Origin of the sequence: Clostridium sp., assembly GCF_050717545.1 — a bacterium.
Taxonomy (GTDB): domain Bacteria; phylum Bacillota; class Clostridia; order Clostridiales; family Clostridiaceae; genus Clostridium_AD.
The window spans coordinates 1-25,081 of the sequence record NZ_JBOITN010000019.1; the positions used below are offsets into that span (position 1 = coordinate 1).

At 30.5% G+C, this 25,081-nt stretch carries 24 protein-coding genes; 18 read left to right on the forward strand and 6 right to left on the reverse strand.

Annotation, left to right across the window (positions count from 1 at the left end; all coding sequences use genetic code 11):
- The first annotated feature begins 539 nt into the window (after positions 1 to 539).
- Positions 540 to 869 carry a DUF6241 domain-containing protein gene (locus ACREVX_RS04280; protein WP_431542930.1) on the forward strand — a complete coding sequence of 110 codons (330 nt, stop codon included), beginning with the start codon at positions 540 to 542 and terminating at the stop codon, positions 867 to 869.
- A 48-nt stretch (positions 870 to 917) separates the two neighbouring features.
- Positions 918 to 1,184, forward strand: a complete 267-nt coding sequence (locus ACREVX_RS04285; RefSeq protein ID WP_431542931.1) for an oleate hydratase — start codon at positions 918 to 920, stop codon at positions 1,182 to 1,184.
- 7 nt (positions 1,185 to 1,191) lie between these two features.
- Here the strand turns inward: ACREVX_RS04285 and ACREVX_RS04290 are convergent, their stop codons facing one another.
- Positions 1,192 to 1,374, reverse strand: coding sequence for a TetR-like C-terminal domain-containing protein (locus ACREVX_RS04290; RefSeq protein WP_431543084.1), 183 nt, complete (start codon positions 1,372 to 1,374; stop codon positions 1,192 to 1,194).
- 257 nt (positions 1,375 to 1,631) lie between these two features.
- On the opposite strand from ACREVX_RS04290, the gene ACREVX_RS04295 reads away from it, so the two are divergent.
- The 8 genes from ACREVX_RS04295 (at position 1,632) to ACREVX_RS04330 (ending at position 12,444) form a co-directional block, all read left to right on the forward strand.
- Complete coding sequence (locus ACREVX_RS04295) at positions 1,632 to 4,421, forward strand: InlB B-repeat-containing protein (RefSeq protein ID WP_431542932.1); 2,790 nt, start codon at positions 1,632 to 1,634, stop codon at positions 4,419 to 4,421.
- 74 nt (positions 4,422 to 4,495) lie between these two features.
- A complete protein-coding gene (locus ACREVX_RS04300) occupies positions 4,496 to 5,626 on the forward strand; it encodes a leucine-rich repeat domain-containing protein (RefSeq protein WP_431542933.1) in 1,131 nt (376 codons plus the stop codon).
- Positions 5,627 to 5,628: 2 nt separating this feature from the next.
- Positions 5,629 to 7,971, forward strand: coding sequence for an FHA domain-containing protein (locus tag ACREVX_RS04305; RefSeq protein ID WP_431542934.1), 2,343 nt, complete (start codon positions 5,629 to 5,631; stop codon positions 7,969 to 7,971).
- Between the two features lie 36 nt (positions 7,972 to 8,007).
- Positions 8,008 to 8,658: an FHA domain-containing protein gene (locus tag ACREVX_RS04310; RefSeq protein ID WP_431542935.1), complete on the forward strand. Its 651-nt coding sequence runs from the start codon at positions 8,008 to 8,010 to the stop codon at positions 8,656 to 8,658.
- A gap of 10 nt (positions 8,659 to 8,668) precedes the next feature.
- The gene (locus tag ACREVX_RS04315) at positions 8,669 to 9,445 is read left to right on the forward strand and encodes a protein phosphatase 2C domain-containing protein (protein ID WP_431542936.1); all 777 of its coding nucleotides are present in this window, start codon (positions 8,669 to 8,671) and stop codon (positions 9,443 to 9,445) included.
- A 12-nt stretch (positions 9,446 to 9,457) separates the two neighbouring features.
- A complete protein-coding gene (locus ACREVX_RS04320; protein ID WP_431542937.1) occupies positions 9,458 to 10,108 on the forward strand; it encodes a hypothetical protein in 651 nt (216 codons plus the stop codon).
- 17 nt (positions 10,109 to 10,125) lie between these two features.
- On the forward strand, positions 10,126 to 12,129 hold the full coding sequence (locus ACREVX_RS04325) for a serine/threonine-protein kinase (protein ID WP_431542938.1): 2,004 nt from the start codon (positions 10,126 to 10,128) through the stop codon (positions 12,127 to 12,129).
- A gap of 15 nt (positions 12,130 to 12,144) precedes the next feature.
- Positions 12,145 to 12,444: a hypothetical protein gene (locus ACREVX_RS04330; protein ID WP_431542939.1), complete on the forward strand. Its 300-nt coding sequence runs from the start codon at positions 12,145 to 12,147 to the stop codon at positions 12,442 to 12,444.
- Positions 12,445 to 12,552: 108 nt separating this feature from the next.
- On the opposite strand, the gene ACREVX_RS04335 is transcribed toward ACREVX_RS04330, so the two are convergent.
- The 5 genes from ACREVX_RS04335 to ACREVX_RS04355 all read right to left on the reverse strand — a co-directional run bounded on the left by ACREVX_RS04335 (position 12,553) and on the right by ACREVX_RS04355 (position 15,632).
- Positions 12,553 to 12,789 carry a DUF2922 domain-containing protein gene (locus ACREVX_RS04335; RefSeq protein WP_431542940.1) on the reverse strand — a complete coding sequence of 79 codons (237 nt, stop codon included), beginning with the start codon at positions 12,787 to 12,789 and terminating at the stop codon, positions 12,553 to 12,555.
- Between the two features lie 53 nt (positions 12,790 to 12,842).
- Positions 12,843 to 13,067 carry a DUF1659 domain-containing protein gene (locus tag ACREVX_RS04340; protein WP_431542941.1) on the reverse strand — a complete coding sequence of 75 codons (225 nt, stop codon included), beginning with the start codon at positions 13,065 to 13,067 and terminating at the stop codon, positions 12,843 to 12,845.
- A gap of 82 nt (positions 13,068 to 13,149) precedes the next feature.
- Positions 13,150 to 13,656 (reverse strand): sigma-70 family RNA polymerase sigma factor, encoded by a 507-nt coding sequence (locus ACREVX_RS04345; RefSeq protein WP_431542942.1) that lies wholly within the window; start codon positions 13,654 to 13,656, stop codon positions 13,150 to 13,152.
- Positions 13,657 to 13,742: 86 nt separating this feature from the next.
- Complete coding sequence (locus tag ACREVX_RS04350) at positions 13,743 to 14,759, reverse strand: DnaD domain-containing protein (protein WP_431542943.1); 1,017 nt, start codon at positions 14,757 to 14,759, stop codon at positions 13,743 to 13,745.
- A 348-nt stretch (positions 14,760 to 15,107) separates the two neighbouring features.
- Positions 15,108 to 15,632 carry a hypothetical protein gene (locus ACREVX_RS04355; RefSeq protein ID WP_431542944.1) on the reverse strand — a complete coding sequence of 175 codons (525 nt, stop codon included), beginning with the start codon at positions 15,630 to 15,632 and terminating at the stop codon, positions 15,108 to 15,110.
- Between the two features lie 496 nt (positions 15,633 to 16,128).
- Between ACREVX_RS04355 and ACREVX_RS04360 the strand changes: the two genes are divergently transcribed.
- The 8 genes from ACREVX_RS04360 (at position 16,129) to ACREVX_RS04395 (ending at position 25,066) form a co-directional block, all read left to right on the forward strand.
- Positions 16,129 to 16,353, forward strand: coding sequence for a hypothetical protein (locus ACREVX_RS04360; RefSeq protein ID WP_431542945.1), 225 nt, complete (start codon positions 16,129 to 16,131; stop codon positions 16,351 to 16,353).
- Between the two features lie 351 nt (positions 16,354 to 16,704).
- Positions 16,705 to 18,183: a hypothetical protein gene (locus ACREVX_RS04365; protein ID WP_431542946.1), complete on the forward strand. Its 1,479-nt coding sequence runs from the start codon at positions 16,705 to 16,707 to the stop codon at positions 18,181 to 18,183.
- A 559-nt stretch (positions 18,184 to 18,742) separates the two neighbouring features.
- A complete protein-coding gene (locus tag ACREVX_RS04370) occupies positions 18,743 to 19,411 on the forward strand; it encodes a sugar transferase (protein WP_431542947.1) in 669 nt (222 codons plus the stop codon).
- A gap of 99 nt (positions 19,412 to 19,510) precedes the next feature.
- The gene (locus ACREVX_RS04375) at positions 19,511 to 20,860 is read left to right on the forward strand and encodes a UDP-glucose dehydrogenase family protein (RefSeq protein ID WP_431542948.1); all 1,350 of its coding nucleotides are present in this window, start codon (positions 19,511 to 19,513) and stop codon (positions 20,858 to 20,860) included.
- A gap of 24 nt (positions 20,861 to 20,884) precedes the next feature.
- On the forward strand, positions 20,885 to 22,087 hold the full coding sequence (gene cps2T / locus ACREVX_RS04380; RefSeq protein ID WP_431542949.1) for a beta 1-4 rhamnosyltransferase Cps2T: 1,203 nt from the start codon (positions 20,885 to 20,887) through the stop codon (positions 22,085 to 22,087).
- A 134-nt stretch (positions 22,088 to 22,221) separates the two neighbouring features.
- The gene (locus ACREVX_RS04385) at positions 22,222 to 23,157 is read left to right on the forward strand and encodes an NAD-dependent epimerase/dehydratase family protein (protein WP_431542950.1); all 936 of its coding nucleotides are present in this window, start codon (positions 22,222 to 22,224) and stop codon (positions 23,155 to 23,157) included.
- 78 nt (positions 23,158 to 23,235) lie between these two features.
- Positions 23,236 to 24,417: a glycosyltransferase family 4 protein gene (locus ACREVX_RS04390; protein WP_431542951.1), complete on the forward strand. Its 1,182-nt coding sequence runs from the start codon at positions 23,236 to 23,238 to the stop codon at positions 24,415 to 24,417.
- Complete coding sequence (locus tag ACREVX_RS04395) at positions 24,407 to 25,066, forward strand: acyltransferase (protein WP_431542952.1); 660 nt, start codon at positions 24,407 to 24,409, stop codon at positions 25,064 to 25,066. The genes ACREVX_RS04390 and ACREVX_RS04395 overlap by 11 nt, the downstream gene beginning before the upstream one ends.
- The last annotated feature ends 15 nt before the right edge of the window (positions 25,067 to 25,081 follow it).

Below are 25,081 nucleotides of genomic sequence, written 5' to 3' on the forward strand. Positions count from 1 at the left end.
ATCTTTTTCGGTAAATAATATTTTACTCATTTGCCACCATCCAATCTATATATAAATTATACAAAAAAAGCACCTATAATCCAAACACTTTTTTTTCAAGTGTCCTTCCTATAGGTACCATTATAAATTACACCCCCTTATATAATATAAATATAATCATACAAAATCAAAATCTACTTAATATATATATCGTTAATAAACGTTTCCACTTTACCTTTATTATATACTTCTATAACAAACGATGTAATCCTCTAAAAATCATATTCTAAAATTACCCTTAAAACAACATTTTTAGCAAACATAAACTGCTAGCAAACGCTGACAAACTATGTAAAGAGCTTAAACTAGTATATACTGTTATTAACAGATTATTTAGGAGGTATGGGGATGCGTAAAAAATTAATAAAGAGAATGCACTGAAAATTGAACAGCTAAATAAACAAAAGGCAGCTGAAAAGAAAGCAAATGATAAAAAAATAGCAGATGCTAAAGCAAAAGCTATTGCTGATGAAAAAGCTAAAGTTATTGCTGATGAAAAAATGGCAAAAGAACAAGCGGTAGCAGATGCACAAGCATTAGCAGATTCAAAGATAATGGAGGAAAAACGAGTCTACATTAAAATGCATGAATTAATTAACAGTAAAATAGTAGCAATAGATGGACTTACTTATGGTGAACAAAATATAACTCCTACGGTTTGTAATGAACTTTTGCAAATTATAAAAGATAATAATTTTAGTGATGGGGATAAATTAACATCCTATTTAAATAGCTGGAAAAAGAAAGACTTCTCAAATGCTGTTGCACAACATAATTACATATGGACAAAATTAGGTGGTGGAGATGGTAAGGCAATTAGTTTAAGGTAAGTTATATCATTAAATTATCGCCCAAAAGTTATACATCTTTAGGAGAATGTGAGTGGAGTAATGGAAAGTATTTCTTCACTAACTAATTCTAAAATTTCAATACTTGATGAATTTAATGCTTTTAATAAAACATTTCATACATATTCAAAAGCTAGATTAATAGACAATAAAGCTAATATACTGGAGTCAGCATGTTTAGGATTTAATCGAGCTGATAGAATGACTTTAGCAGATATGGTGATTAAACCTGAAGATACTTTAGGTACAAAAACTATTACAGATTGTTTCCCAGAATCATTTTTTAAAACCTTATGAACTGTCCCTATTTTGCATACCTATTCAAAGCATGAGGCATAGTCCCTTCAAGTATATTTCTGATTCCATCAACTAATATTTCGGGTGATTCTTTCATGCCTAGTTTAATCCATTGAGTTATTGTTCCTACAAAAGCGTGGCTATAAAAATCAGCTAAAAAATTGTTCTGAATACTAGAGATTAGAACAATTTAATTTTAACACAACTCTACTGTATAAAAAATATAAAAGTTATTGAAAAGATTGACTAAGTTAAGAAAATAGGGTTGTAAAAGACTAATTAAATCATATTATAAATTCTAATATAATAAGTCTAATTCTAGATATTAACTCATAAGTATAAAAGTAGATTAATATAGATAAGTATTTGTAATACTCTTATGAAAAAATTATATATTAGATAAATCATAGGAGTATTAGAATAAAAAACAGAACCTAGGGGGATTAAATGGAATCGAAAGACATTAAAGGCAATAAAAGAACAAAAAAAATTATATTATCAATTTTGGCACTTATAATTATGTTATGTATAGGTGTTTTTAGTGTGCAAGCAGTTCAAAATGGTAAGGTTACTAAATTTGTAGGGATAGGCAATAAATATCTACTTGAAAGCAAATATGATCAAGCGATATTACAATTTGAATATGCATTAAAGATTAATCCAAAAAGTGTAAATGCTAGGATAGGACTTGCAAAGGGTTATATAGGTTTGAAAAAATATGATAAGGTTATAGTGGTCTTAAAGGAAGGTATAAGGATACTTCCCAAAGAACCAAAATTTTATTTGATGTTATCAGATGTATTTATAATTAAAGGAAATACCGAGGACGCAATAAAAACATTGGTTAATGGATATGATGATACAAAAGATTCTGAAATAAAGAGTAAGCTTAATCAAATAAAGTTAACTATTAGCATTATAGTAGAAAAAGACATACTACAGGTAGGAAACGATACTACTAGCAGGCTTGTTCAAAAGGACAAAGATGGAAATGTAATAAAAGAACTTAATGCAGAATGGGGAGTAAAGGATTCAAAGGTTGGTAGCATAAACAAAATCGATACTACTAAAGCAAATTATAAGGGAAAGGCTGTTGGACAGGATGAAGTAACAGCTAGTATAGGTAAAGCTGAATTTAAAAAATCTATAGAAGTAAAGGGTGTAGTACTTGAAAAGTTAGAAATAACTGGTGGAGGATCTGCTGGCAGCGTTGGTGATACTATGAAATTTAATGTCATTGGCTATGACCAAATGGGAAAAGTAATGGAAATTGTTCCAGTTTGGAGTGTGAATAATGACATAGCTGAATTAGTAAAAACAGAGGGTCAAGATGCTGATGTTAGTTATGTTAAAGATGGAACATTTGAACTTACAGCAACTGTAGGTGATATAAAAGAAAAAATAGATGTAACATTACAAAACAAAAAGTACAGTATTATAACTATTATTTCAGGTAAGGGGAGTATCGAGAAAAATCCTAGTGATGATACTTACTTAGAGGATAAAAAGGTGAAATTAACTGCTGTAGCTAATGTTGGATGGCATTTTGTTAAATGGACTGGAAGCGTTACTGGTAGTGTTAACCCGGTAGTTGTTAATATTGATGGAAATAAAGAGATACATGCAATTTTTGAAATAGACCAGAATATTTTGAAGACGGAAGTATCCGGTGTTGGAAAAATAGGCAGGAGTATATATCGAGATACGTATGCGTATGGAGAGGTAGTTAGGATTACGGCTGCGCCAAAAAATGAGTATAGGTTTGATCACTGGGAAGGGGATATTTCAGGGACAAATCCAGTTGTTGATGTTAAGATGAATGGTTATAAAAAGGTAAAAGCTGTATTTATACCTATTACCTATAAGCTTAATTCTGGAGTTGTTGGTAACGGAAGCATAAAACAAGAAGATGTAGGTGTAAATAAAATAAAACTTACTGCAATTCCAGGAGAAAATTCTGTGTTTTCTAATTGGGAAGGTGATCTTAATGGAGTTACAAATCCTGTAGAAGTTACAATGGATAAAGATAAAACTGTTAAAGCAGTATTCAATGATGTCAAAAGAGTTAGTGGCAAAATCACCAATTCAAAAGATAAAAGTACGATTACTGCTAGTGTAATTAATATAAGAACTGGTAAAGACAATAAAACTGGTGAAATATATAAGAGCATAAATAGTAATGAAATGGGTAAATATGATACCACACTTTTAAAAGGAGACTATACTTTTGAAGTTGTGAAAAGTGGGTTTATAACTGAATACATTAATATTACATTAGAAAATAGCGAGTTGACTAAGGATGTTGTATTAAATCAAATACCTGAGCAGGAAATTTATAAGCTTTCAGTTGAACTTGTTGGAAAGGGAAGCGTGAAACAAGAGAATGTAGGGATTAATAAAATAAAACTTACTGCGATTCCAGAGGAAAATGTAATATTCTCTCACTGGGAAGGTGACCTTACTGGAGTTATAAATCCTGTAGAAATTACAATGGATAAAAATACAACGGTTAAGGCAGTATTTTATGACATGATAAAAGTAAGTGGTAAAGTTATGAATTCAAAAGATCAAAGTGCGATTACTACTACAACAATTAATATAAGAACTGGTAGTGATAATAAAACTGGTGCAATATTTAAAAAGGTTAGTACAAACGAGCTAGGTCAATATGATGTGAAACTTTCAAAAGGAGGCTATACTTTTGAGGTTATAAAAGATGGATTTACAACTGAGTATACTAATGTGACTGTAGAAGCAACAGAACTTACTCAGAATATTATATTAAATCAAATAGATGAATTTGCTAAGTATAGAATTGTATTAACTTGGGGGGTAGAGCCTAGCGACTTAGATTCATACCTAATGATACCAACAAAAGAGGGGTTATTATCTAGTGAAGTATATTATGGTAATAAGGTTATAAAAGATTTGGATGGTAATGAAACGGTAAAACTTGATATTGACAAAACAAATGGATATGGACCGGAAACGACAACTATACTAAGTATGGAGACTGGTAAATATAGTTATTATGTTAAAGACTTTAGTTCTACCGCAACTATTAATAAATCTAATGCCATAGTTAAAGTATATAAAAATAATGTTTTAGCAAATACATTTAACGTTCCAACATCTGGAGAAGTAACAGATAACAGAAATTATTGGCATGTATTTAATATAGTAAAAGGTAAAGTAGTACCTATAAATACAACTCAAAGTACTAAACCTGAATACTAAAATTAAATAAAAATAAACAAAATTATTCCCTCTAAAATAAGATTTTTAGGGGGAATAAATAAGTGGGGGATTTTATGAATAAACCTGTGAAAATTATACTTGGGATAATAATCATTATAAGTTTTATTTTATCATTTAATTTTAATGTATACGCTGCGGGTAATGTTAAATTCAAAGATGCTCAGCTAGAAAATCTTATTAGAATTATGTTAGATAAACCTTCAGGAACATTAACAAAAAGTGATGTAGAAAAAATAAAGACTTTAGATGCATCTGAAAAAAACATTAAAGATCTTGGTGGGATAGAAAACTTAACTGAATTAACTGAACTAAATTTGGAATCTAATAAGATTTCAGACTTAGAAGCACTTAAAAACTTAAAAAGCATAAAGATTCTAAACCTCAAAAGCAATGATATTGAAGATGTTAAATTCTTAGAAAAGCTTACAAATTTAGAAGAATTGAATCTTGATAAAAATAGGATTGAATTAATAGATTGTCTAAAAGAACTTGAAAATTTACAAAACCTAACAATGTCCGAAAATATTATACGGAGTATAAGCCCATTAAAAGATTTGACTAAAATTAAAACTCTATGGATTGATGATAATAAAATAAGTGATATAGATAGCTTAAAGGATTTAACAAAGCTACAAATACTAAGGATTAACAATAATGTCATTAGTGATATTAAAATTTTAAGCGATCTTGTAAACTTACAGGTTTTAAGAGCCCAAGCTAATCCTTTATCTAACATAAGTTCATTAAGTAAGCTTACTAAACTTGAAATGTTAATATTAGCTGGTAATCAAATTAAAGATATTAAACCTTTAGAGAAATTAACGAAACTTAATACATTGTCGCTTGAGCATAATCAGATTAAAGATATATCTCCTTTAGCAAGTCTTGTAAATCTTAAAAATCTTACTCTTGTGGATAATGATATAAAGGATTATTCACCTACAGAGATTTATTATTCAAAACTACAATTAAAAGATTTTGAGCTTGATGAAAAAGCTTCAAATGATGATAAAGAGGAAGCTTGCAAAGTGGATACAAATAAAGAAGTTAAGGAAAAAGAGAAGGCAGATAATAAAAAAGATAATACTAATTTAATGCTCTATGGATTAGCAGGTTTAGTTGTAATTCAGTTAATAATTTTAGGAGTTACAATAATTAAAAAAAGAAATGAGGGTAGGGATTAGATATGAAAAAGGAACAATTATATAAAAATATACTGACCTTTTATGTTGGAGGGGAAAAAATTTCGGAAGTAGAAATTCATTATAATTCATCTAAAAGTGAATACAGCTTCGGAAGGAATAAAGGTAATGACATAATTATCACATCGCCAGTAGTTTCTGGGAGACATGGAGTTATATATGTTGAAAACAGTAAATGTTATGTAAAAGATTTAAATAGTACAAATGGCGTGCATGTAAACAATATATCCATAAAGGCAAAAGAACTGTGTGATGGAGATAATATTAAAATAGATAACATGGAAGAGTCTAATGAAAATAGCGTGGTTATAGTTTATTCTAGAATACTGGATAATCGAGAAGAAAGATGGATTAAATTTTCTCTTGAAGGTAAGGATAAAATTACAATAGGCAGGGCAAAGGGAATAGATATATCTTTAAAGCACCCTTCTTTGTCTAGAGAACATGCATCTATATTTAAGCGAGATAATATTTATTTTATAGAAGATTTAAATAGTACTAATGGAACCTATTTAAATGGAGAATACTTAGGATGTAAAACAGCTCTAAAAGAAAATGACGTTATTGTTGTTGGAAACACAAAAATAATCTTTAAAGATAATGCCTTAAATTACAATGTGATTTCTAAAGGATTAAGACTTGATGCTATTCATATTTCAAAAGTAGTTAAGGACACTAAGGGTCTCCTACGATCTAAGTCTAAGAAAATTCTTGATGATATAACTATATCAATAAAGCCTGGTGAATTAGTAGCACTGATAGGTGGTAGTGGAGCTGGTAAGTCCACTTTTATGGATGCTCTAAATGGATTTAGGCTGCCAACAGAAGGTAAGGTTTATATTAATAATGATGATTTTTATGAAAATTATAATTTATATAAAAGTGTATTAGGATATGTACCACAACAAGATATAGTTTATGACGCACTTACAATTAAAAAAATGTTGATGTATGCAGCAGAGCTCCGAATGCCTCAAGATACAACGAAAGAGGAATTATTGGAAAGAGTACATCAGGTCTTAGAGGAAGTAGAACTTACAAGTAGAGAAAATGTTTTAATAAAACAATTAAGTGGTGGTCAGAAAAAAAGGGTAAGTATAGCGGTAGAATTAATAGCGGATCCGAAGTTATTTTTTCTAGATGAACCTACATCGGGACTAGACCCAGGTATGGAAAGAAACATGATGAAACTTCTAAGAAAGCTTGCTGATAATGGAAAAACTATAATACTCATTACTCATGCTACAGCTAACATTAATTTATGCGACAAGGCAGTTATACTAGGTAATGGAGGTAAACTTTGTTATTTCGGACTTCCTGAGGGGTCACTAAGCTTTTTTGAAGTAGAAGAATATGCTGACATTTATGATTTAATAAACTTTGAAGCAGATAAGTGGAGAGGTTTATTCCTTAAGTCTCAATACAATGCTTATTATAAGGCACTAGACAACAAAAAGTTTAGTGAGAGTAAAAACACAGGAAAGTTAAATAAGAAAAACTCTATTAATGGATTTAAGCAGTGTGTAATTTTTAGTAGGAGGTATCTGGAACTTATAACTAAGGATACGGGGAGATTGGCTTTTTTACTTGCTCAGCCTGTGATCATTGCGCTCTTACTTTCAATGGTACTTAAGTCTAATGCATTTAGTTATTATGAGGATGCAAAGTCTGTTATATTTACGCTTGCATGCGCTGGCGTTTGGGTTGGTGTTTTAAATTCTATTCAAGAGATATGTAAGGAGCGAACTGTATATCTAAGAGAAAGAGCAGTAAATTTAAAATTATTCCCATACGTTATGTCTAAAATAATAATACTTGGTGTGTTATCATTTTTGCAATCGACTCTTTTGGTATTATTTTTTAGTGTATTTGTAAAAGTATCGGGTGATGGACTTATAGGAAACAGGTTAATTGAAACATTTATAACTGTATTCTTAACTACATTTTCATCTATGGCTATGGGACTTACGATATCTACCATGGTTACAAATACAGACAGGGCTATGGGCATAGCTCCAATTATTTTAATACCTCAATTGGTATTTACAGGGCTTGTATTTAAGCTAGATGGGCTTAGTTCAGTAATTGGTTCTCTTGCTGTAAGTAAGTGGGCTGGTAGAGCTATGGCAGTAACTTATGGGCTTAACGATATACCTACAAAAATTCAACTTGAAAATCCAAAGTTGCCAGAGCTACCTAAAGATATGCCTAGTTATTATGATCATAATTTAAGCAATTTATTAAATAATTGGTACATTCTAATAGCAATAGCTTTCATTTGTGTCGGGATATCAATTATCTTACTAAAAAGACAGGATACAAATTAACGCCTTGTACATGAGATATTAAAAGGAGAGTGTAAAATGGATAAGAACTCATTGATTATTTTATTAGTAATTGTAGTATTAATAAATTCTATAGCACTAATTTATCTAGCAAAAACAAATAAAAAAACACCAAAAGCTGTAAAGAGGAAAGTAGATAGTGAAAGAAATGAATATGATTCTGATGAACCCGATGATTCAGAAGGGAAGACAGAAATAGTTGGAAGGGCAAAAGATAAAGTTGTAACTGATAGTGGCTATAACAAGAAAATTACTTTTAGTAAAATTCCAGAGCTATCACTGGGCGAGCGAAAGGAAATAATTGATGAAACCATTATTGAATCAATAGGCATAAAAGAACCTGGAGAAACAGAAATAATAGATTTTAGAGCAACTGATAAGCGACTAAAAGCTCTAAGTTATTTAGAAAATGAGATAAAAAAGAAATATGAAATGATGAAAAAAGAAGTATTTATTGGAAGAGACCCTAGTCAATGTGATTTGGTTATTACAACCGACAAATACTTGGGTAAAAAACATGTTAGATTTTTTATTGAGGGTGGAAAGCTTTATGTTGAAGATCTTCAATCAAAAAATGGGACTTATGTAGATGATGAAAAAGTGCAAGGAATATGTGAAGTTGTTTCAGGAAAATTTAAAATAGCTAATACAGAAATAACTATAGAGTAAGGAGGGCTATATGCCTAATTTATATGATACACAGAATTTAAATGAAAATAGTTTAGTTTGTGGCTCTTATAGTGATATGGGAATAAGGAAAGAGAATCAAGACTCTTTTCTTATCATTAAGGATATTACAAACCCTACATTTATAGTAGCAGATGGAGCTGGTGGGTACTCTTTTGGAAAAGAGGCAAGTAAACTTGCGGTAGATGCTTTTAAGGTCGAAGTTTCAAAAGTAGACACCAGCGACGTAAATTATCTAAATAAGCTAATTAAGAAAAAGTATGAGCAAGTAAATGAGTACATTTATAAGAAGTCTATGGATCTTGGTAAAAAAATCATGACCACTTTTTCTATGGTAAATATTATAGATAATAAATTACTGATATCAAATCTAGGGGATACAGCAATATATAAAATTTCAGAGGGCAAAATTACGAAAATATATGTGCAACATTCTTTAGCATTTGAACAATATGAAAGCGGTCACATTACATTTAAGGAGTATATAAATCATCCTAAAAAAAATGTTATAACAAGAGCTTTAGGCGGTAATAAAGAAGTGTTTCCGTATATTAATACGTTGCAAATTTATAATAATGATATATTTATAATATGCACGGATGGAGTATATAATTTTATACAAGAGCAGGAACTTTTAATGTATTTTAAGGATAAGATTCATGATAATGAGGGGTTAGAAAGCATATGTAAAGAAATTGGGCTAGAAGTATTAAAAAGACATGGAAATGATAATTTAACAATAGTTGCATTTCAAAAATTCATTTTATAGAGGTGATTTAATTTGAAAAATACAATTAAAAACTTATTTATATTTATTACTGTTTTGGCCATTATTGGTATTGTATACTTAATGGTTTTGTTTCCAGTACATAAATATAGGGCAAATATGGTTGTAGACAAATCTTTTGATGTTAAGGCAATGTTATTAAAAGCTGTGCCAAAAAACTTTTCATTAAAACAGAGAAAAATGGAAACAACAATTAGTTTAACAGAAGATGAATTAAAAGGGTTAATATTGTCAGAGATGAAGAAGAAAGGGAATGTGGATGGTGTAGAAATATCTATAGCAAATAATAAGATAGATATATATGTAAAGCAAAAAGTATGGAAGTACTTCCCTGTTGAATTAAGTCTGTCATTTAAATCAGAAATAAAGGATGATAAGGTAAAACTTATTTTAGAAACTTCAAAGATTGGGAAACTGGATTTAGATAAAGAAAAGGTCTTAGATAAAATAAAAGACAATAAAATTACAGGTTTCGATGTTAGGCCACTAGCAGGTGAAATTATATTAGAGGATGAGGAGATTAAGGATTTAATAGTAGTGAAAGCTACGAGACTTTACGATCACAAAGCATCTGTTGATATTGAAGTCGAACTTAACAGTATAGAAGACTTTATGGAGTTAATGAAAATAGTAAGGGAAAATTAAAGATGAGGTGAGTTTTTGTGCTGGAGATTAATCAAGTATTTAATGATAAATATAAAATTATAAAAGTGATTGGTCAAGGTGGTATGGGTAGAGTATACCTTGCAGAGCATACATCCCTTAAAAATAATTGGGCCATTAAAGAAATGCTTTTTGATATTAATAGTCCTATTGATTTATTAGCTGAACCTAATATATTAAAACAGTTAGATCATCCGTCCTTGCCTAGAATTGTAGATATCGTTGAAGAAAATGATACTATTTATATAATCATGGACTATGTAGATGGTGTTAGTTTAAAACAAGAACTTAAGGAGAAAAAAAAATTATCAGAAAAGAAAGTAGTGGATTTTGGAAAGCAACTTTGTGAGGTTTTTATTTATCTTCATAATCATAAGCCTGCCCCTATTATATTTAGGGATATGAAGCCAGACAACGTAATGCTTACTAAAGATGGGAAATTAAAAGTTATAGATTTTGGTATAGCGAGAGAATTTAAAGAGGGAAGTCAGCAGGATACAGTTTTAGGTTATACAAAGGGATATGCTGCGCCAGAACAACAAAATAAGGACACTCAATCGGATGGCAGAACAGATATATACTCCTTAGGAGTGACTCTTTATCATCTTGTAACCGGTAAATCACCTTATGAACCTCCATATGATTTCACAAAGCTTAGAGAAGTAGATTCTTCATTATCAGAGGGGCTAGAGTTTATAATTCGCAAATGTGTGCAACCTAACCCGGATGATAGATACCAAAATGCAGAAGAACTTTTATATGATTTTAATAATATACACAAGCTTAATTCTACTTATAAAAGGGCTGTTAAAAAATATTATTTTAAGAAAATTGTTAGTGCTTTAGTATTTATTTCTTTTGTTATGTTAACTACTTCAGGATTTAAAACAATGGCTAAGGAGAAGGAATCATTATATAGTTCTTTATTAGGGAACGGTATATCTTTAGTGAAACAACATAAAGTTAGCCAAGGGCTTTCTAGTTTGAAGCAGGCACAAGTAAAACTACCTAAAAGGGTAGACAGTTACAGAGAAATTGCAAGAACTTATTTTGTACAGCAAGAATATGACAAGTGTATAAGCTATGTGGAAGATGATTTATTTGCTTTGGGGGATAATTTCCAAAATGATGATCAAATTTTATATATTGTTGGTAGCGCATACTTTAATCAAAATCAATATAATAAATCGTCATCTTATTTTAAAAAAGCATCAGAAATAAGTAATACAATAATAGCATACAAGAGGGATTTAGTGGTTAGTCTAGGAAAAGAAAATAAAATAGCAGAGGCAGAGAATATAATTAATGATATAAAAAGTAATAATGGTGAAGAAAGCACAATTCAATATGTGTTAGGGGAGATAAATACCATCAAAAAAGATTATCCACAGGCAGTTCTGAACTTTGAAAAAGCTATAAATTCCAAAGATAATGAAATAAAGCTTAAGGGATATAAGTCTATAGCAAAACTCTATATTAACAATCCAGAGAGTTTCCCAAACTCTCTGGATAGAGAAATTGCAACTTTGGAGAGGGCCACTGGAGACCTCAAGGAACTAAACGATGCTGAACTAATTGAGATGCAAGGAAAGGCCTATTTTAACAAAGCTATGTCGCAACCAGAAAATAAGGCACAATTTAAAGCAAATATGAATAAATCAATGAATTGCTTTCAAAATCTTATTGATATGGGATTTACTATGCCATATATTTACGTCAACATTGCTGATATATACAGTAATACTGGCGAGTACGCGAAAAGTGAAAAGGTACTTAAAGAAGTAATAAAGAATAATCGTGATTATCTGAGAGCATATGTTGAAATTACATTGCTATATGCAGCTATGGAGGATGACAATCCACTAGAAAAAAGAGATTATTCTAAAGTTATGGAAAATTATAATCTAGCATTAAAACATTCAAAGAATAAAGAAAAGGATCCACAATTAGCACCTTTAATAAATCTCATAAATCAACTTAAGGCTAATAAGTTAATAAAGTAGAGGGGGAAATTAGATTTGAGTACAGGTTTAATTATGGTTATAGTAGGCGTAATAGGAAGTTTTATATCTTTTATATACTTTTTAAGTACAAGTAAAAAAAATCAAGAACAAATTATTGAAAAATATAATGCTATGTCTGATATGACTGTAGTTGGTAGTACTGTAAGGGCTAGTAAAAGCGTTATTGGTAAAAAAAGTGCTTCTGATCAAAATGAAAAGGTTGTACTACAAACGGAATTTATGGATTTAGTAAAAAAGACAGAACTAATGAGTTCTGAAGTAGATGAAACGGTTATGGGCAATGATATAAAATAAAATCATTTAGAGGCCCAATTATAGGCTGCTATTTATATAAACAGTATGCTCATATGATACTTAAACATTATAAAAAAAGGCAGTGCCACCATCGGCACTGCCTTCTTACTAAGCTACTGCAACTGCACTAGTTTCAGTAGTAACTATTTTAGCATCTTTCTTGCCAGTTAAGCTACCATTTGCTGATGCAAAAATGTTGTTTGTTATGACTAAATCCATTAGGGCATTTACCTCAGCCTCGGTTACTGTTGGTACTCCAAACTCGTCAGCTCTAATGTCATCCACAGTTAAAGAAAAATATTTTCCTTCAATACTTGTTAAAAACCTCATCACTAAATTATGCATATTACTTGTCCCCCTTTAAATTCTTTAATGTTATTTAAGTTTTGATCAGTAAATTAGTTAGAAGTTAAGCTATACTGATCTTGTCTATCAAGTCCGAATAGTGGAAAAGTTTTCATGTCTGAAATGAGCTTTCCTACTGCAAAGACGTCTTCATCCAATGCGTCAACTTTTATGTTGCTCATTGTTTTTGTAATAAATTTGTCCTTCCCATTTTCATCAATACCTGTTTGCATTATAAGTTTTAATGCGCTTGCTACCTTTGTAGAAATAACTGCCATTTTAATTCCTCCTTTTAATTTGTTTTCACTTACTATATATGACTTATAAGTATTTTGTGCGGAGGTTCTTAAATATATTTTTTTACATGAGTGCTTTAAGTTTTCCAAGGGCTTTTTTCTTGATTCTTGAAAAGTAATGGTAGCTTTTCTCACTATCAGAGGCGATCTCTCCTAGTGATTGCCCTTTGATATAAAACCTTTCTAATATTGAACGTTCAAAAGGCTCAAGAGTTTCTAGAGAAAGATACAATTTTTTCACTTCCTCATATGCGATTACCTCGTCTTCTAAGGTGAATTCATAACTCTCAGCAGTATCAAAATCTAGCATATCATTATTAGGAACTTCTCTAAAATGTTTTATCTCTCCTTTTAAGAGGGCTTTGTAGTTCATTTTTATAGCATTAATGCAATAGCCGTTGAAACTGTTGCTACCAAGCTTATACATTGCTATAGCTTTTAAAATGCTTAAATATCCATGCTGAACAAGATCTTCTAGGTCGTATCCTGGAATATGATACCTCGCAGCTTCTTTATATACCAGGTAATTGAATTTTCCTATTATCTCCTGACAAGCTCCATCTTCGCTCATTTTCGCCTTTTTAACTAGTTTTTCCATAATAAAAACACCGCCTTATTCAATTTTAAAAAAATAATATATTGAAAAATAATTTCCATCTATAATTGGCCTAAGAGTCCTTTTTCTAAGAGATCAAAGTCATATGTTCTCTGCTCATAATCACAGAAACTACCAGGTTTAACGGTTTTCGTAGACGAGCTTTTCTTGTTACTTGCCCACTGTTTTTGATATGCTATTACCTGCTGCACTGTACTTATACCGTTACTTATCCAGCTATTTAGAATTTTTGAAATATAGTTTATGGTTTTGGCATTATTATCAACGGCTTCATTTATTGCCATAATAATAACGTTGGCACTTACATGTTTTGTGAATTCTAATATTTTTTCATATACCAAAGGTGTGATAGCTTGTACATTTTCTTCAAATAATTTAATCACACCTTTTAACCCATCGCAATTAGTTGCACAAGGACCTTCTCCACTTTTAGATGCTACTTCTTCTTCTTCTTTATTTATTAGTTCTTGCTCTTTACTCATTACTTTTTCTTTATTACTTCTTATTCTATTACTTGGTAGGGCATGGTAAGGGGCTTGTAAATCTCCAGTGAAAGGCGCATAGAGCAGGTAATCTCTACATAGCTCTAATGGTTCACTTTTTTCGCGATTATTATTATCTTGGACTTCATTATTTTCTTCTATAATGATATCCTGGAAAATTTTATCCACATCTAGTTTAGCAACTTTACATTTATCATATAAAATTTTAAGAAATTTTTTATGTTTTACACAGGATAGTTCACGATTAACACATTTGATTGCGTTTACATTATTTGGTATATTGTATTTCATCCAATTGAGCACCATAATCTCTTTTGTATCTGTGGAGTATAAGATTTTACCTAACTCACAGAATTTATTAAGTAACTTCTCTATAACTTCGTTGTTAAGACCTGTCTCTATTTGTATGATTCTACTAGATACCTCAAAAACACCACTTTGTCTTGTTTTTGAATTTGATATAAGATATAGATAAAAAAGTTTTTCTTCAGGTGTAAGTTCGAGTATAAATGTGTCACTCCAAAAATCGGTATAAATTTGTCTGTACTTAGCCATTATATTTATTCCCCCTTGATATTGTTTGGAACATTAGTTCCATTGTCTTGAAAGCAACTGAAATGTTAAAAAATATTCACTGTATTTTACAGTGAAAGTTTATTTCATAAATAGCTTAGTTCGTAAATGGTTTGTAACATGAAGAGATTGTGCAAAATAATCTACGTTATTAGTATTTTTATTATCTGGATAAAATATAAAAATTACTTAAATGGTTTATTTATACACAACTTCTTTAATTTAGTTTAATATTTTAAAAGCAACTTGTCAATAGTAAAACTAAATTTATTTATTTAAACGCAACATATAAAAATTACTAAAATAAAAAACTCCCCAATGTGGGGAGTCTTACATGATAAACTTATTTATGAAATCATCAACTACGTCAGTAATATCAAATTTATTGATGTTCTTAATATTTATTTTAACTTTTTCATTGCTGAAAATTAAATTTTTGTTTAATTCGGATTTTGTTTCAGCTTTTATTAGATACCCAGTAATATAAAGGTTATCTTTAGTGAAACTATGTAGGTATATACTTTTTTCATATAAATCTATAATAATGATATCAGACTCAATTACACCTATAACTTTTTTTACTTCTCCATTTAGAATAGTATATTTTTTTAACAGACCTAAACTTCCATTGGGGGTATAGCCTTTATATATAAAATAACTATTTTCAACCTCATTGCTAAATCCATCAGAAATTATTAGATTTAGGTTATAATCAAATTTGTTTAAATAATCTTTACTATGTAAGTATGCTTCAATGTTATTACAATCCTTGAGTGCCTTAACAACTTTAAAATTAAAAAAATGTTTTTTTAAAAAATAAGATTTTACCTCTTGCTGAACAATTTGTTCACTCACATTAACTCGCCCCCAATGCTTATATTATGCAAATTTACAAATTATTCCTTTTATAAAATCGCATAAATTATATCATATGTTTATAATAGTGTTTAATTTCCAATAAAGCACATGTTTTACAAGGTTAAGTATATGGTTTACATAAGTTTATGTCAAGTAATATCCATTAATATGGGTTAATTAGGTTAATTAAAAAATCGAGAAATTATAAAATATATGATGGAAACAAAAGAAATAATGAATTATATATTCAGGAATCATATTTTTCAACGAGAATTATAGAAGAAGAGTTGAATATAATAATAATTTGAGTTCAAGCACTTATAAAGGGGTGCTTTTGATTATAATAATTTTTTAATATGCTAGACATCTAAAAAAATAAACGGTTGAAATATTTGTCGATACTTGTAGCATAATAAATAAAGGATTATGACAGTATTACAAGAATGAATTAACTTAAATACAAGTTTAGTAGGACAAGCAAGTTTAGGGGGGCATGGTGTCCACGTATGATATTACAAAACTTACACCAGGAAGTGTTTGTTTTACATCTAATGACTGGGCAGGATATCCGACTCATACATTTGTATTTATGGGATGGGTTAATAGTGGGGATTACACTTATGCATATGTTGCAGATAACCAAGGAAATACAGTTCATGTACGAAGCATGCGTGCAACGTATTACACAGATGCATTCGCTTACTTTATGCATAATTAATTATGTTCGCATACCGGTTATGTACGAACTTACTTTCAAAGGAAAAATTTTAATTATTAGTATAAAATGAGGTCCTACCGAACTGTTGGGAGCATAAGATCATATAGTAATTGGACATCCGGGTGCAAGTAAGTATGGAAAAATAGGTTTATGACAAAGTCTCTAGAGGATCATTAATATGGGTTAATTAAAAAAATATATTGCAAACAACAATAAAAGATGATTTCTGTATTAAGGAATCATCTTTTTGGACGATTATTATAGAATATGGCGAATATATATTTAGATTACATAATTAGTTTACCTTACTATAATTTAAAAAGGAATAAGAAACTTAGGGGGACATGACAATTGAAAAAAAGAATAAAAACGAGGGTGGTAATAACAGCAGTAACGGCGGTCGCATTATTAAGTACAAGTGCATGGGTAATTGCAAGTAATACAATTACGAGTAAAGCGGAAGAACTAGGAATAAATAATACATATCTTTCAGTTCAAAAAAATATAAGTACAGTAACGTCTGTACCACCTGTTACTAAAGAGACTATCTTAGGTTCTAAAATTAAAAAAAAGACTATCTCAGAACCAGCAGTTACAGGAAATACACTAGTTAAAAAAGGAAAAACGTATACAATAGCTATAGCAAAAGCTAAAAAAGAAGAAATTGAAAGGAAAGCTGAAGAGGCGAGACTTGCAAAAATAGCTGCAGAAAAAGCGGCAAAAGCAGAAGTTGCCAGACTTGCAAAGGTTGAAGCAGATAAAGTAAAAGAAGAAGCAGAAAAAGTAAAAAAAGAAGCAGAGCTAGCAAAACAAGCCCAAGATGCTAAAATTGCAAAGGCGGCTGCGCAGAAAGCTAAACAAGAAGAAATTGATAGAATAGCTGCAGAGAGAGCAGATACTGCTAAGCAAGCACAGATAGCAGAAAAGTACAGGATAGCTAAAGCAGCATCAGATAGAGCAGAACAAATAAAGGTAGATAAATTAGCTAAAGCAGAGGCGAGCAGGCTGGCTAAAGTAGAGGCAGATAGACTAGCTAAAATAGAAGTGGACAGGCTTGCAAAAGTAGAGGCAGATAGGCTTGTTAAAGTAGAGGAAGATAGATTAGCTAAAGTAGAGGCGGATAGAATTGCTAGAATAGAAACAGATAAAGTAGAGGAAGAAAGGCTTGAGAAGGCAGATCCTGCTACTTTAACCCCAGAGGAAATAGTAAAAAGAGATGCATATAGAGTTAAAAGAGTTGAATTAAATAGATTAGCTCAAATAGAAAAAGATAGACTAGCTAAAGTAGAAGCTACAAAGCTTGCTAATGCAAACGCAGCAAGACTAGCTAAAATAGAATCAGATAAAATCGCTAAAATAGAGGCAGCTAAAATTGTTGCAGCATATGGTGCAAATCAAACAGTTATTGAAGCCAGGTTTGCAAGCTATTTAAGACCAGCAGCTAATGTTAGAAGTGTATTAAGTAGGGCGGTGCAACTACATGGTGGAGATTACTCTAACAATTGTGTGTACTTTTCAAGCGAAGCAATGAGAAGGATAGGTATACCTGTGCCAACATGGACATGTAATACAAAGCAGTATTTAAGATATCTAGGATCACATGGATGGAGTAAGTCTTATGATATTAAAAAGCTTAGACCAGGAAGTATTGCTTTTACAACTAATGACTGGGCAGGGTATCCAACTCATACATTTGCATTTATGGGATGGGTTAATAGTGGAAGCTATACTTTGGCATATGTTGCAGATAACCAAGGGAATGATGTGCATGTGAGAAACATGGGTGCTACTGAGGCAACAGATGCTTTTGCTTACTTTATGCATAACTAGTTAAGGGATAAATTGAAAATATAAAAAAAGAGCTCTGAGTTTTTTCAGAGCTCCTTTTTATCCTTTTAAATTACATATAATAAATCTACAACTATAATAGACAAGCATTTATTTGTTTAGCTTAGATATAATTTATTTAAGAACAATTATATAAGATTAAGCGTAGTGATAAGAAAGTAGTGCAAAAGGTAGGGAAAGAGGATATACTAGGGTGAGTAATTAGAAGATATGGATAGTAGAAAAAATGATGCAAATATTACTATGACTAAATATTAAAAAAAAGAAAACTTTTTGTAAATGTTATGATATACTGAATTGTAAATAATAACGTATTAAAATACAAAATAATGTATTACAATGTATATTAAATGCTTTATTTAACGAGATAAAACAAGTTGTAAAGAATGCTAATTTTTTGATGCTTATAAATCTATAAAACATAAAAAGATGTTGGAATAGATCGATATATGTAGAACAGTGGATTTTTAATGTGAAACACTTTAAAGGTATGTATAAGGGGAAAATATAATATTATTTAAAAATGGGGGGGGGGATACGAATGCAAGAAGTAGAAAGAAATTTAAGAGTTATTCAGGTGGATATTGTTAATGAATGTAAGAAAAATATGGGATACTTTATAATTAAAAAAATAATTGATGTTGTAGGTGCCTTATGCGGAATTTTATTACTAAGTCCGGTGATGATAGTCGTTGCTATTTGGATTAAGTTGGATTCTAAGGGACCCGTTTTTTTTGGTCAAAATAGAGTAGGACAAGGTGGTAAGGCATTTAAGATGTATAAATTTAGGTCTATGTGTACAGATGCAGAATGTCTTTTGGAAGAACTTCGCGGTAAAAATGAAATGTCAGGACCTATGTTTAAAATGAAAGAAGATCCAAGAATAACTAAAGTTGGTAGATTTATACGGAATATGAGCATAGATGAACTGCCTCAACTTTTTAATATATTAAATGGAGAAATGTCAATTGTAGGGCCGAGGCCAAGTCTACCAAAAGAAGTAGCGCAGTTTACGTCTTTACAGAAACAAAGGTTAATTGCAAAACCGGGTCTAACTTGCTATTGGCAGGTTAGAGGGCGGAGCGATGTTAGCTTTGAAGAGTGGATGGAAATGGATATAGAGTATTTGGCGCATAGAAGTACATTTGTAGATATAGGACTTATATTTAAAACAGTGAGGGTACTGTTTGGGGATAAGGGTGCTAGATAAAGGGATTTAACCTGAAATTAATAACTAGTTGATGAAAGCTCGTAATTATTTTTAAATAATTTACGTAGCAGTTAATCAAAAGATGGGGGAATAAGTTTTATGAAGATAGTTGTAGCGGGAACAGGTTATGTAGGGCTGGTTACGGGAGCCTGTTTATCTGAAGTTGGTCATAACGTAACATGTGTGGATATTGATGCGAAAAAAGTTGAGATTATGAAAAAAGGAATTTCACCTATATATGAACCAGGATTAGATGAACTTTTGAAAAGAAATTATGAATCAAAAAAGTTAACATTTACTACGGATTATGTTAATGCATATAAAGATGCAGATGTCGTATTTATAGGTGTAGGCACACCAGAAAGACAAGATGGCTCAGCCAATTTAGATTATGTATACAATGTTGCATTGCAAATAGCTCAAAATGTAGAAAAAGATTGTTTAGTTGTAGTTAAATCTACAGTTCCTATAGGAACTAATGATAGGGTGGAAGAATTTTTAAAAGAGCATTTAAATAATGATGTTGAAATAGAAGTTGCTTCAAATCCAGAGTTTTTAGCGCAAGGTACAGCGGTCCGCGACACATTGTATGCAAGTAGAATAGTAATAGGTGTGGAATCAACAAATGCAGGAGATATATTAAAAGAAATATACGCAAGATTTGATAAACCGATAGTTGTAGCTAATAGAAGAAGTGCAGAAATGATTAAGTATGCTTCAAATGATTTTTTAGCTTTAAAAATCTCCTTTATAAATGAAATAGCGAATTTTTGTGAAATAGTTGGAGCAGACATTGAAGATGTAACAAAAGGTATGAGTTATGACTCAAGAATAGGAGATAAATTTTTGAATGCAGGGCTAGGGTATGGTGGTTCATGTTTTCCTAAAGATACAAAGGCACTTCATTGGCTAGCAAATGATAGTGGTTATGAATTAAAAACAATAAAGGCGACTATAGAAGTTAATGAAAATCAAAAATATAAGCTTTTTAGAAAGGCCAAACAAAGATTTGGAAGTTTAAAAGGATTAAAAGTTGCGGTCTTAGGATTAACATTTAAGCCGGGAACAGATGATCTAAGAGAGGCTCCATCAATACCAAATGTAAGAAGGCTTTTAGATGAAGGAGCAGAAATAATTGCTTATGATCCAGTTGGTACGGAAAACTTTAAAAAGATATATCCTACTGAAATAAAATATGTGAGCACTCCGCAGGAAACATTAAAAGATGCAGATTTAGCATTTATATTTACTGAATGGAATGAGATAAAGTCTTTAAAATTAGAAGAATATGAAAAATCAATGAAAACTCCTATCATATTTGATGGAAGAAATTGTCACAAAATATCGGATGTTCAGGAAAGATCCATAGAATATTATTCTGTTGGAAGAAAGGATATTTTGAATTTAGAGGACAATGTTAAAAGTCAAGTAGCTGTAACTATACGATAAGAAGATGCATAAGGGGATTAGAAAATGAAACATGTTTTTATAATAGGATCTAAAGGTATTCCAGCAAAGTATGGTGGGTTTGAAACTTTTGTAGATAAACTAACGCAGGGACAACAAAATAAAGAAATAAAATATCATGTTTCCTGTTTGGCTGAAGATTACAAAAATTTTGAATATAATAATGCTGAATGTTTTAATATAAAAGTACCTAATATTGGCCCTGCTAAGGCAATTTATTACGATATTATGGCATTAAAAGAAAGTATTAAATACATAGAAATGAATAATATAAAAAATTCAATTGTATATATTTTAGCTTGTAGAATAGGACCGTTTGTTGGGTATTACAAAAAGAAATTAAAAAGATTAGGCGGAACTTTGATTGTTAACCCTGATGGGCATGAGTGGAAAAGAGGGAAATGGAATAAAGCTATAAGAAAGTATTGGAAAATTTCTGAAAAATACATGGTGAAACACGCAGATTTATTAATATGTGATTCTAAAAATATCGAAAAATATATACAAGAAGATTATAAACAATATAATCCAAAAACAATATTTATAGCTTATGGTGCTGATATTAAAAAATCTAAGTTAACAGATAAAGATAGCGATTTACTTAAATGGTATAAGGAAAAGAAAGTTGAAAAAAAAGCTTACTACCTAGTAGTTGGTAGATTTGTTCCGGAAAATAATTATGAAACTATGATAACTGAGTTTATGAAATCAAAAACTAAAAAGGATTTTATTTTAATAACTAATGTTGAAAAAAATAAATTTTACGAAAATTTAAAAGAAAAAACAAACTTTCATAAGGATAAGAGAATAAAATTTGTTGGAACTGTTTACAATCAAGAATTACTGAAAAAAATCAGAGAAAGTGCATATGGGTATTTTCACGGCCATGAGGTGGGGGGGACAAATCCATCGCTACTAGAAGCACTAGCTACAACAAACTTGAATATTTTATTAGATGTTGGATTTAATAAAGAAGTTGGAATGGATGGAGCTCTATACTTTAACAAGGAAGATAGAAATCTAGCTGACCTTATAGAGAAGTTAGATGATATCAATGAAGAATACTTAGAAACGCTAGGTTTAAAAGCTAAGGAAAGAATAGAGACGGAATATACATGGGAATATATTATAGAAAAATACGAAGAGCTTTTTTGTAAATATAGTAATAGTGATTTAGATGTAATAAAATTGGAAGATGAATTTGTTTGAAAAACAAGTAATTAATAGTGACCATAAGTATCAAACTTTATAGAGTAGAGAATTGTGTTGAGTCAAATTTATATATGCTATAGAATTTAAGAATAAAAGTTAGATAAATAATTTATTAAAGGGAGTTTCGTGAAATGAACATTATGATATTAGGAGCTGCAGGCTTCATTGGAACAAACTTAACATTTGAACTAGCTAAAAACAGTCACAATACTATTACCTTGGTAGATAGAGTGCAGGCTGATTTCTCGCACATTGAAAGTTTCTGTTTTTCGAACTGTAGAATAGTTAAAGAAAATTTTGATGAAAATTGTGATTTTGAAAAATTAATTTCTGATCAAGATATTATTTATCATTTAGTAAGCACAACATATCCTTCAAATGCCAATCAGCATATAGCAGAAGAAATTAAAGCGAATGTAATTGTAACAATTAATCTGTTAGATGCATGCGTTAAGAAATGTATAAAAAAAGTTGTTTTTATTTCTTCAGGGGGTACTGTCTATGGAATAGAAAAAAATATGCCCTTAAAAGAGGATGCGCCGACTTATCCGATTTCTTCTTATGGAATCCAGAAAATAACAATAGAAAAGTTGCTTTACTTATATAACTATCTCTATAAATTAGATTATATTGTGATTCGTTTAGCAAATCCATATGGACCTTACCAAAAACCAAATGGAGTTTTAGGTGCGGTTACAACATTTACATATAAATTCATTATGGGACAGACTATTGAGGTTTATGGTGATGGTTCGGTTGTAAGAGATTATATTTACATAGAAGATGCAATAAATGGAATCTTAAATATTGCAAATGGAACAAGTAAGAAAAAAATATTTAATTTAGGGTGTGGAAGAGGATATAGTTTGAAAGAAGTTATTGAAACTATACAGAAAACACTAGGGGTAAGTAATAACATTCTATATTTGGAAGGTAGAAAAGCAGATGTTCCGGTTAACGTTTTGGATATAACACGATATGAAGAGGAGTTCGGTACGTTAAATCCTTGTTCTTTAGAAGAAGGAATAGAAAAGACTGCACAGTTTATGAAACAACAATATTGTTAAATCGGAAAAGTAGAAAAATTATATTATTAATGAATATGAAATGGCTTAATAAATAATTAATGTTAGAAAGAGGTATAAATGATAAATATATTGTATTTACATGCAGGTGCTGAAATGTATGGTGCTGATAAAGTGCTTTTAGATTTAATAAGAAATTTAGATCAATCGAAATATAATCCAATGGTGGTGTTGCCATGTAATGGAGTATTAGTAGATGCTCTAAAAAGAGAGGGTATTAATACGCAAATTATTGATTATCCTATTATGAGAAGAAAATATTTTAATCCTAAAGGGATGATGGATTACATGTTTAATTTTATAAAATATTCAAAAATTCTATTGGAAATAGCTAAAGAAAATAATATTGATATTATTCACACTAATACCTCAGCGGTAATGGAAGGCGTTTATCTAAGCAGAAAGTTGAAAGTTCCACAGATATGGAACATTCACGAAATCATCGTAAAACCTAAATTTATATACAAGGTTACTAGCTTTATTATTTCTAAGGGAGCAAAAGCTGTCATAACTGATTCAAATGCAGTTAAAACACATCTCGAGATATCTGGTTTTTTTCATAATCAGGTAAGTGTTATTCATAACGGTGTAGATAGTAATCATTTTAATCCCAGCAATGATTGCACATATCTATATAAAGAATTTCAAATTCCTCGAGATTCTAGAGTAATTGGTATGATGGGTCGTGTAAATTCTTGGAAAGGCCAACATGAATTTCTTGAGGCTGCGAATATTATAATGTCTAAACATGAAGATGTTTATTCAGTATTAGTAGGAAGTTCGTTTGAAGGTGAAGAATGGAGAGTTGAGCAATTAAGAAAAGAAATTGACAAATCTCCATATAAAAACAGAATAGTAGAGATTGGATATAGGTCTGACAGTCAGGGTATTTACAAATTGTTTGATGTGTTTGTTTTACCAAGTATAAATCCAGATCCATTACCTACGGTTGTTCTAGAAGCAATGGCTTCAGGAAAACCAATAATAGGTTATAGACACGGTGGTGTTTGTGAAATGGTAAAGGAAAATTATAACGGGCTTTTAGCTGAAGTAAGGAACCCAAGTGATCTTTCAGAAAAGATAGAATATATTCTAGAAAATGAAATAATAAAGAAGCAGATGGGTGAAAATTCTCGCACCCGACAAATGGAATTATTTTCTATTAAGTCTTTTGTGCATAAGTTTTCAAGTTTGTATGATGAGTTAGCGAAATGTAAGATTGGGGATAATCATGTTAAATAAAATCGACGCTAGCATAAAAGGTATAGATAAATTACAGATAATTCTATCAATTGGAAGTAAAATTCTACGCGGGTTTGTTGTGAAACCCTTTTTCAAAAATACTAAAGGATTACTGTTTGTTGGTAAAAACGTATCCATTCTGAATAAAAGATATTTAACTTGTGGTAAAAATGTAAAATTTGAAAACAATTGCGAAATTCAGGGATTAAGTACAAGAGGATTAGTTTTTGAAAATCATGTAACTATCGGTCATACGGCAATGATTCGTCCATCTAGTTACTATGGGGTTGGAAACATAGGTGAGGGCTTTCATATTGGTAATAATTCATCTATTGGTCCGTTAAGTTATATCGGTTGTGCTGGCTATATTGAAATCGGTGAAAATGTAATGATTGGGCCAAGAGTTAGCTTGTTTGCAGAAAATCATAATTTCTCAAACCATGATACTAACATTAAATTGCAAGGGGTTAATAGAAAAGGTATTAAAATCGAGGATAATTGTTGGTTAGGCAGCGGAGTTATAGTTTTAGATGGAGTCACAATCGGAAAAGGTAGTGTGGTTACAGCAGGTACATTAGTAACTAAAGATGTACCTCCAGGTAGTAAAGTCATGGATAAAAGAAATAAACAAATTGTAAGTCGTTATTAGAATGCATAAAAGGAG

What these genes read in the sequence shown, in the direction of transcription:
- ACREVX_RS04280 (WP_431542930.1), top strand. Translation starts at nt 540, where the DNA reads ATGGCAAAAGAACAAGCGGTAGCAGATGCACAAGCATTAGCAGATTCA.
- ACREVX_RS04295 (WP_431542932.1), top strand. Translation starts at nt 1,632, where the DNA reads ATGGAATCGAAAGACATTAAAGGCAATAAAAGAACAAAAAAAATTATA.
- ACREVX_RS04300 (WP_431542933.1), top strand. Translation starts at nt 4,496, where the DNA reads ATGAATAAACCTGTGAAAATTATACTTGGGATAATAATCATTATAAGT.
- ACREVX_RS04305 (WP_431542934.1), top strand. Translation starts at nt 5,629, where the DNA reads ATGAAAAAGGAACAATTATATAAAAATATACTGACCTTTTATGTTGGA.
- ACREVX_RS04310 (WP_431542935.1), top strand. Translation starts at nt 8,008, where the DNA reads ATGGATAAGAACTCATTGATTATTTTATTAGTAATTGTAGTATTAATA.
- ACREVX_RS04315 (WP_431542936.1), top strand. Translation starts at nt 8,669, where the DNA reads ATGCCTAATTTATATGATACACAGAATTTAAATGAAAATAGTTTAGTT.
- ACREVX_RS04335 (WP_431542940.1), bottom strand. Translation starts at nt 12,789, where the DNA reads ATGCATAATTTAGTGATGAGGTTTTTAACAAGTATTGAAGGAAAATAT.
- ACREVX_RS04340 (WP_431542941.1), bottom strand. Translation starts at nt 13,067, where the DNA reads ATGGCAGTTATTTCTACAAAGGTAGCAAGCGCATTAAAACTTATAATG.
- ACREVX_RS04345 (WP_431542942.1), bottom strand. Translation starts at nt 13,656, where the DNA reads ATGAGCGAAGATGGAGCTTGTCAGGAGATAATAGGAAAATTCAATTAC.
- ACREVX_RS04350 (WP_431542943.1), bottom strand. Translation starts at nt 14,759, where the DNA reads ATGGCTAAGTACAGACAAATTTATACCGATTTTTGGAGTGACACATTT.
- ACREVX_RS04360 (WP_431542945.1), top strand. Translation starts at nt 16,129, where the DNA reads ATGGTGTCCACGTATGATATTACAAAACTTACACCAGGAAGTGTTTGT.
- ACREVX_RS04370 (WP_431542947.1), top strand. Translation starts at nt 18,743, where the DNA reads ATGCAAGAAGTAGAAAGAAATTTAAGAGTTATTCAGGTGGATATTGTT.
- ACREVX_RS04375 (WP_431542948.1), top strand. Translation starts at nt 19,511, where the DNA reads ATGAAGATAGTTGTAGCGGGAACAGGTTATGTAGGGCTGGTTACGGGA.
- cps2T (WP_431542949.1), top strand. Translation starts at nt 20,885, where the DNA reads ATGAAACATGTTTTTATAATAGGATCTAAAGGTATTCCAGCAAAGTAT.
- ACREVX_RS04385 (WP_431542950.1), top strand. Translation starts at nt 22,222, where the DNA reads ATGAACATTATGATATTAGGAGCTGCAGGCTTCATTGGAACAAACTTA.
- ACREVX_RS04390 (WP_431542951.1), top strand. Translation starts at nt 23,236, where the DNA reads ATGATAAATATATTGTATTTACATGCAGGTGCTGAAATGTATGGTGCT.
- ACREVX_RS04395 (WP_431542952.1), top strand. Translation starts at nt 24,407, where the DNA reads ATGTTAAATAAAATCGACGCTAGCATAAAAGGTATAGATAAATTACAG.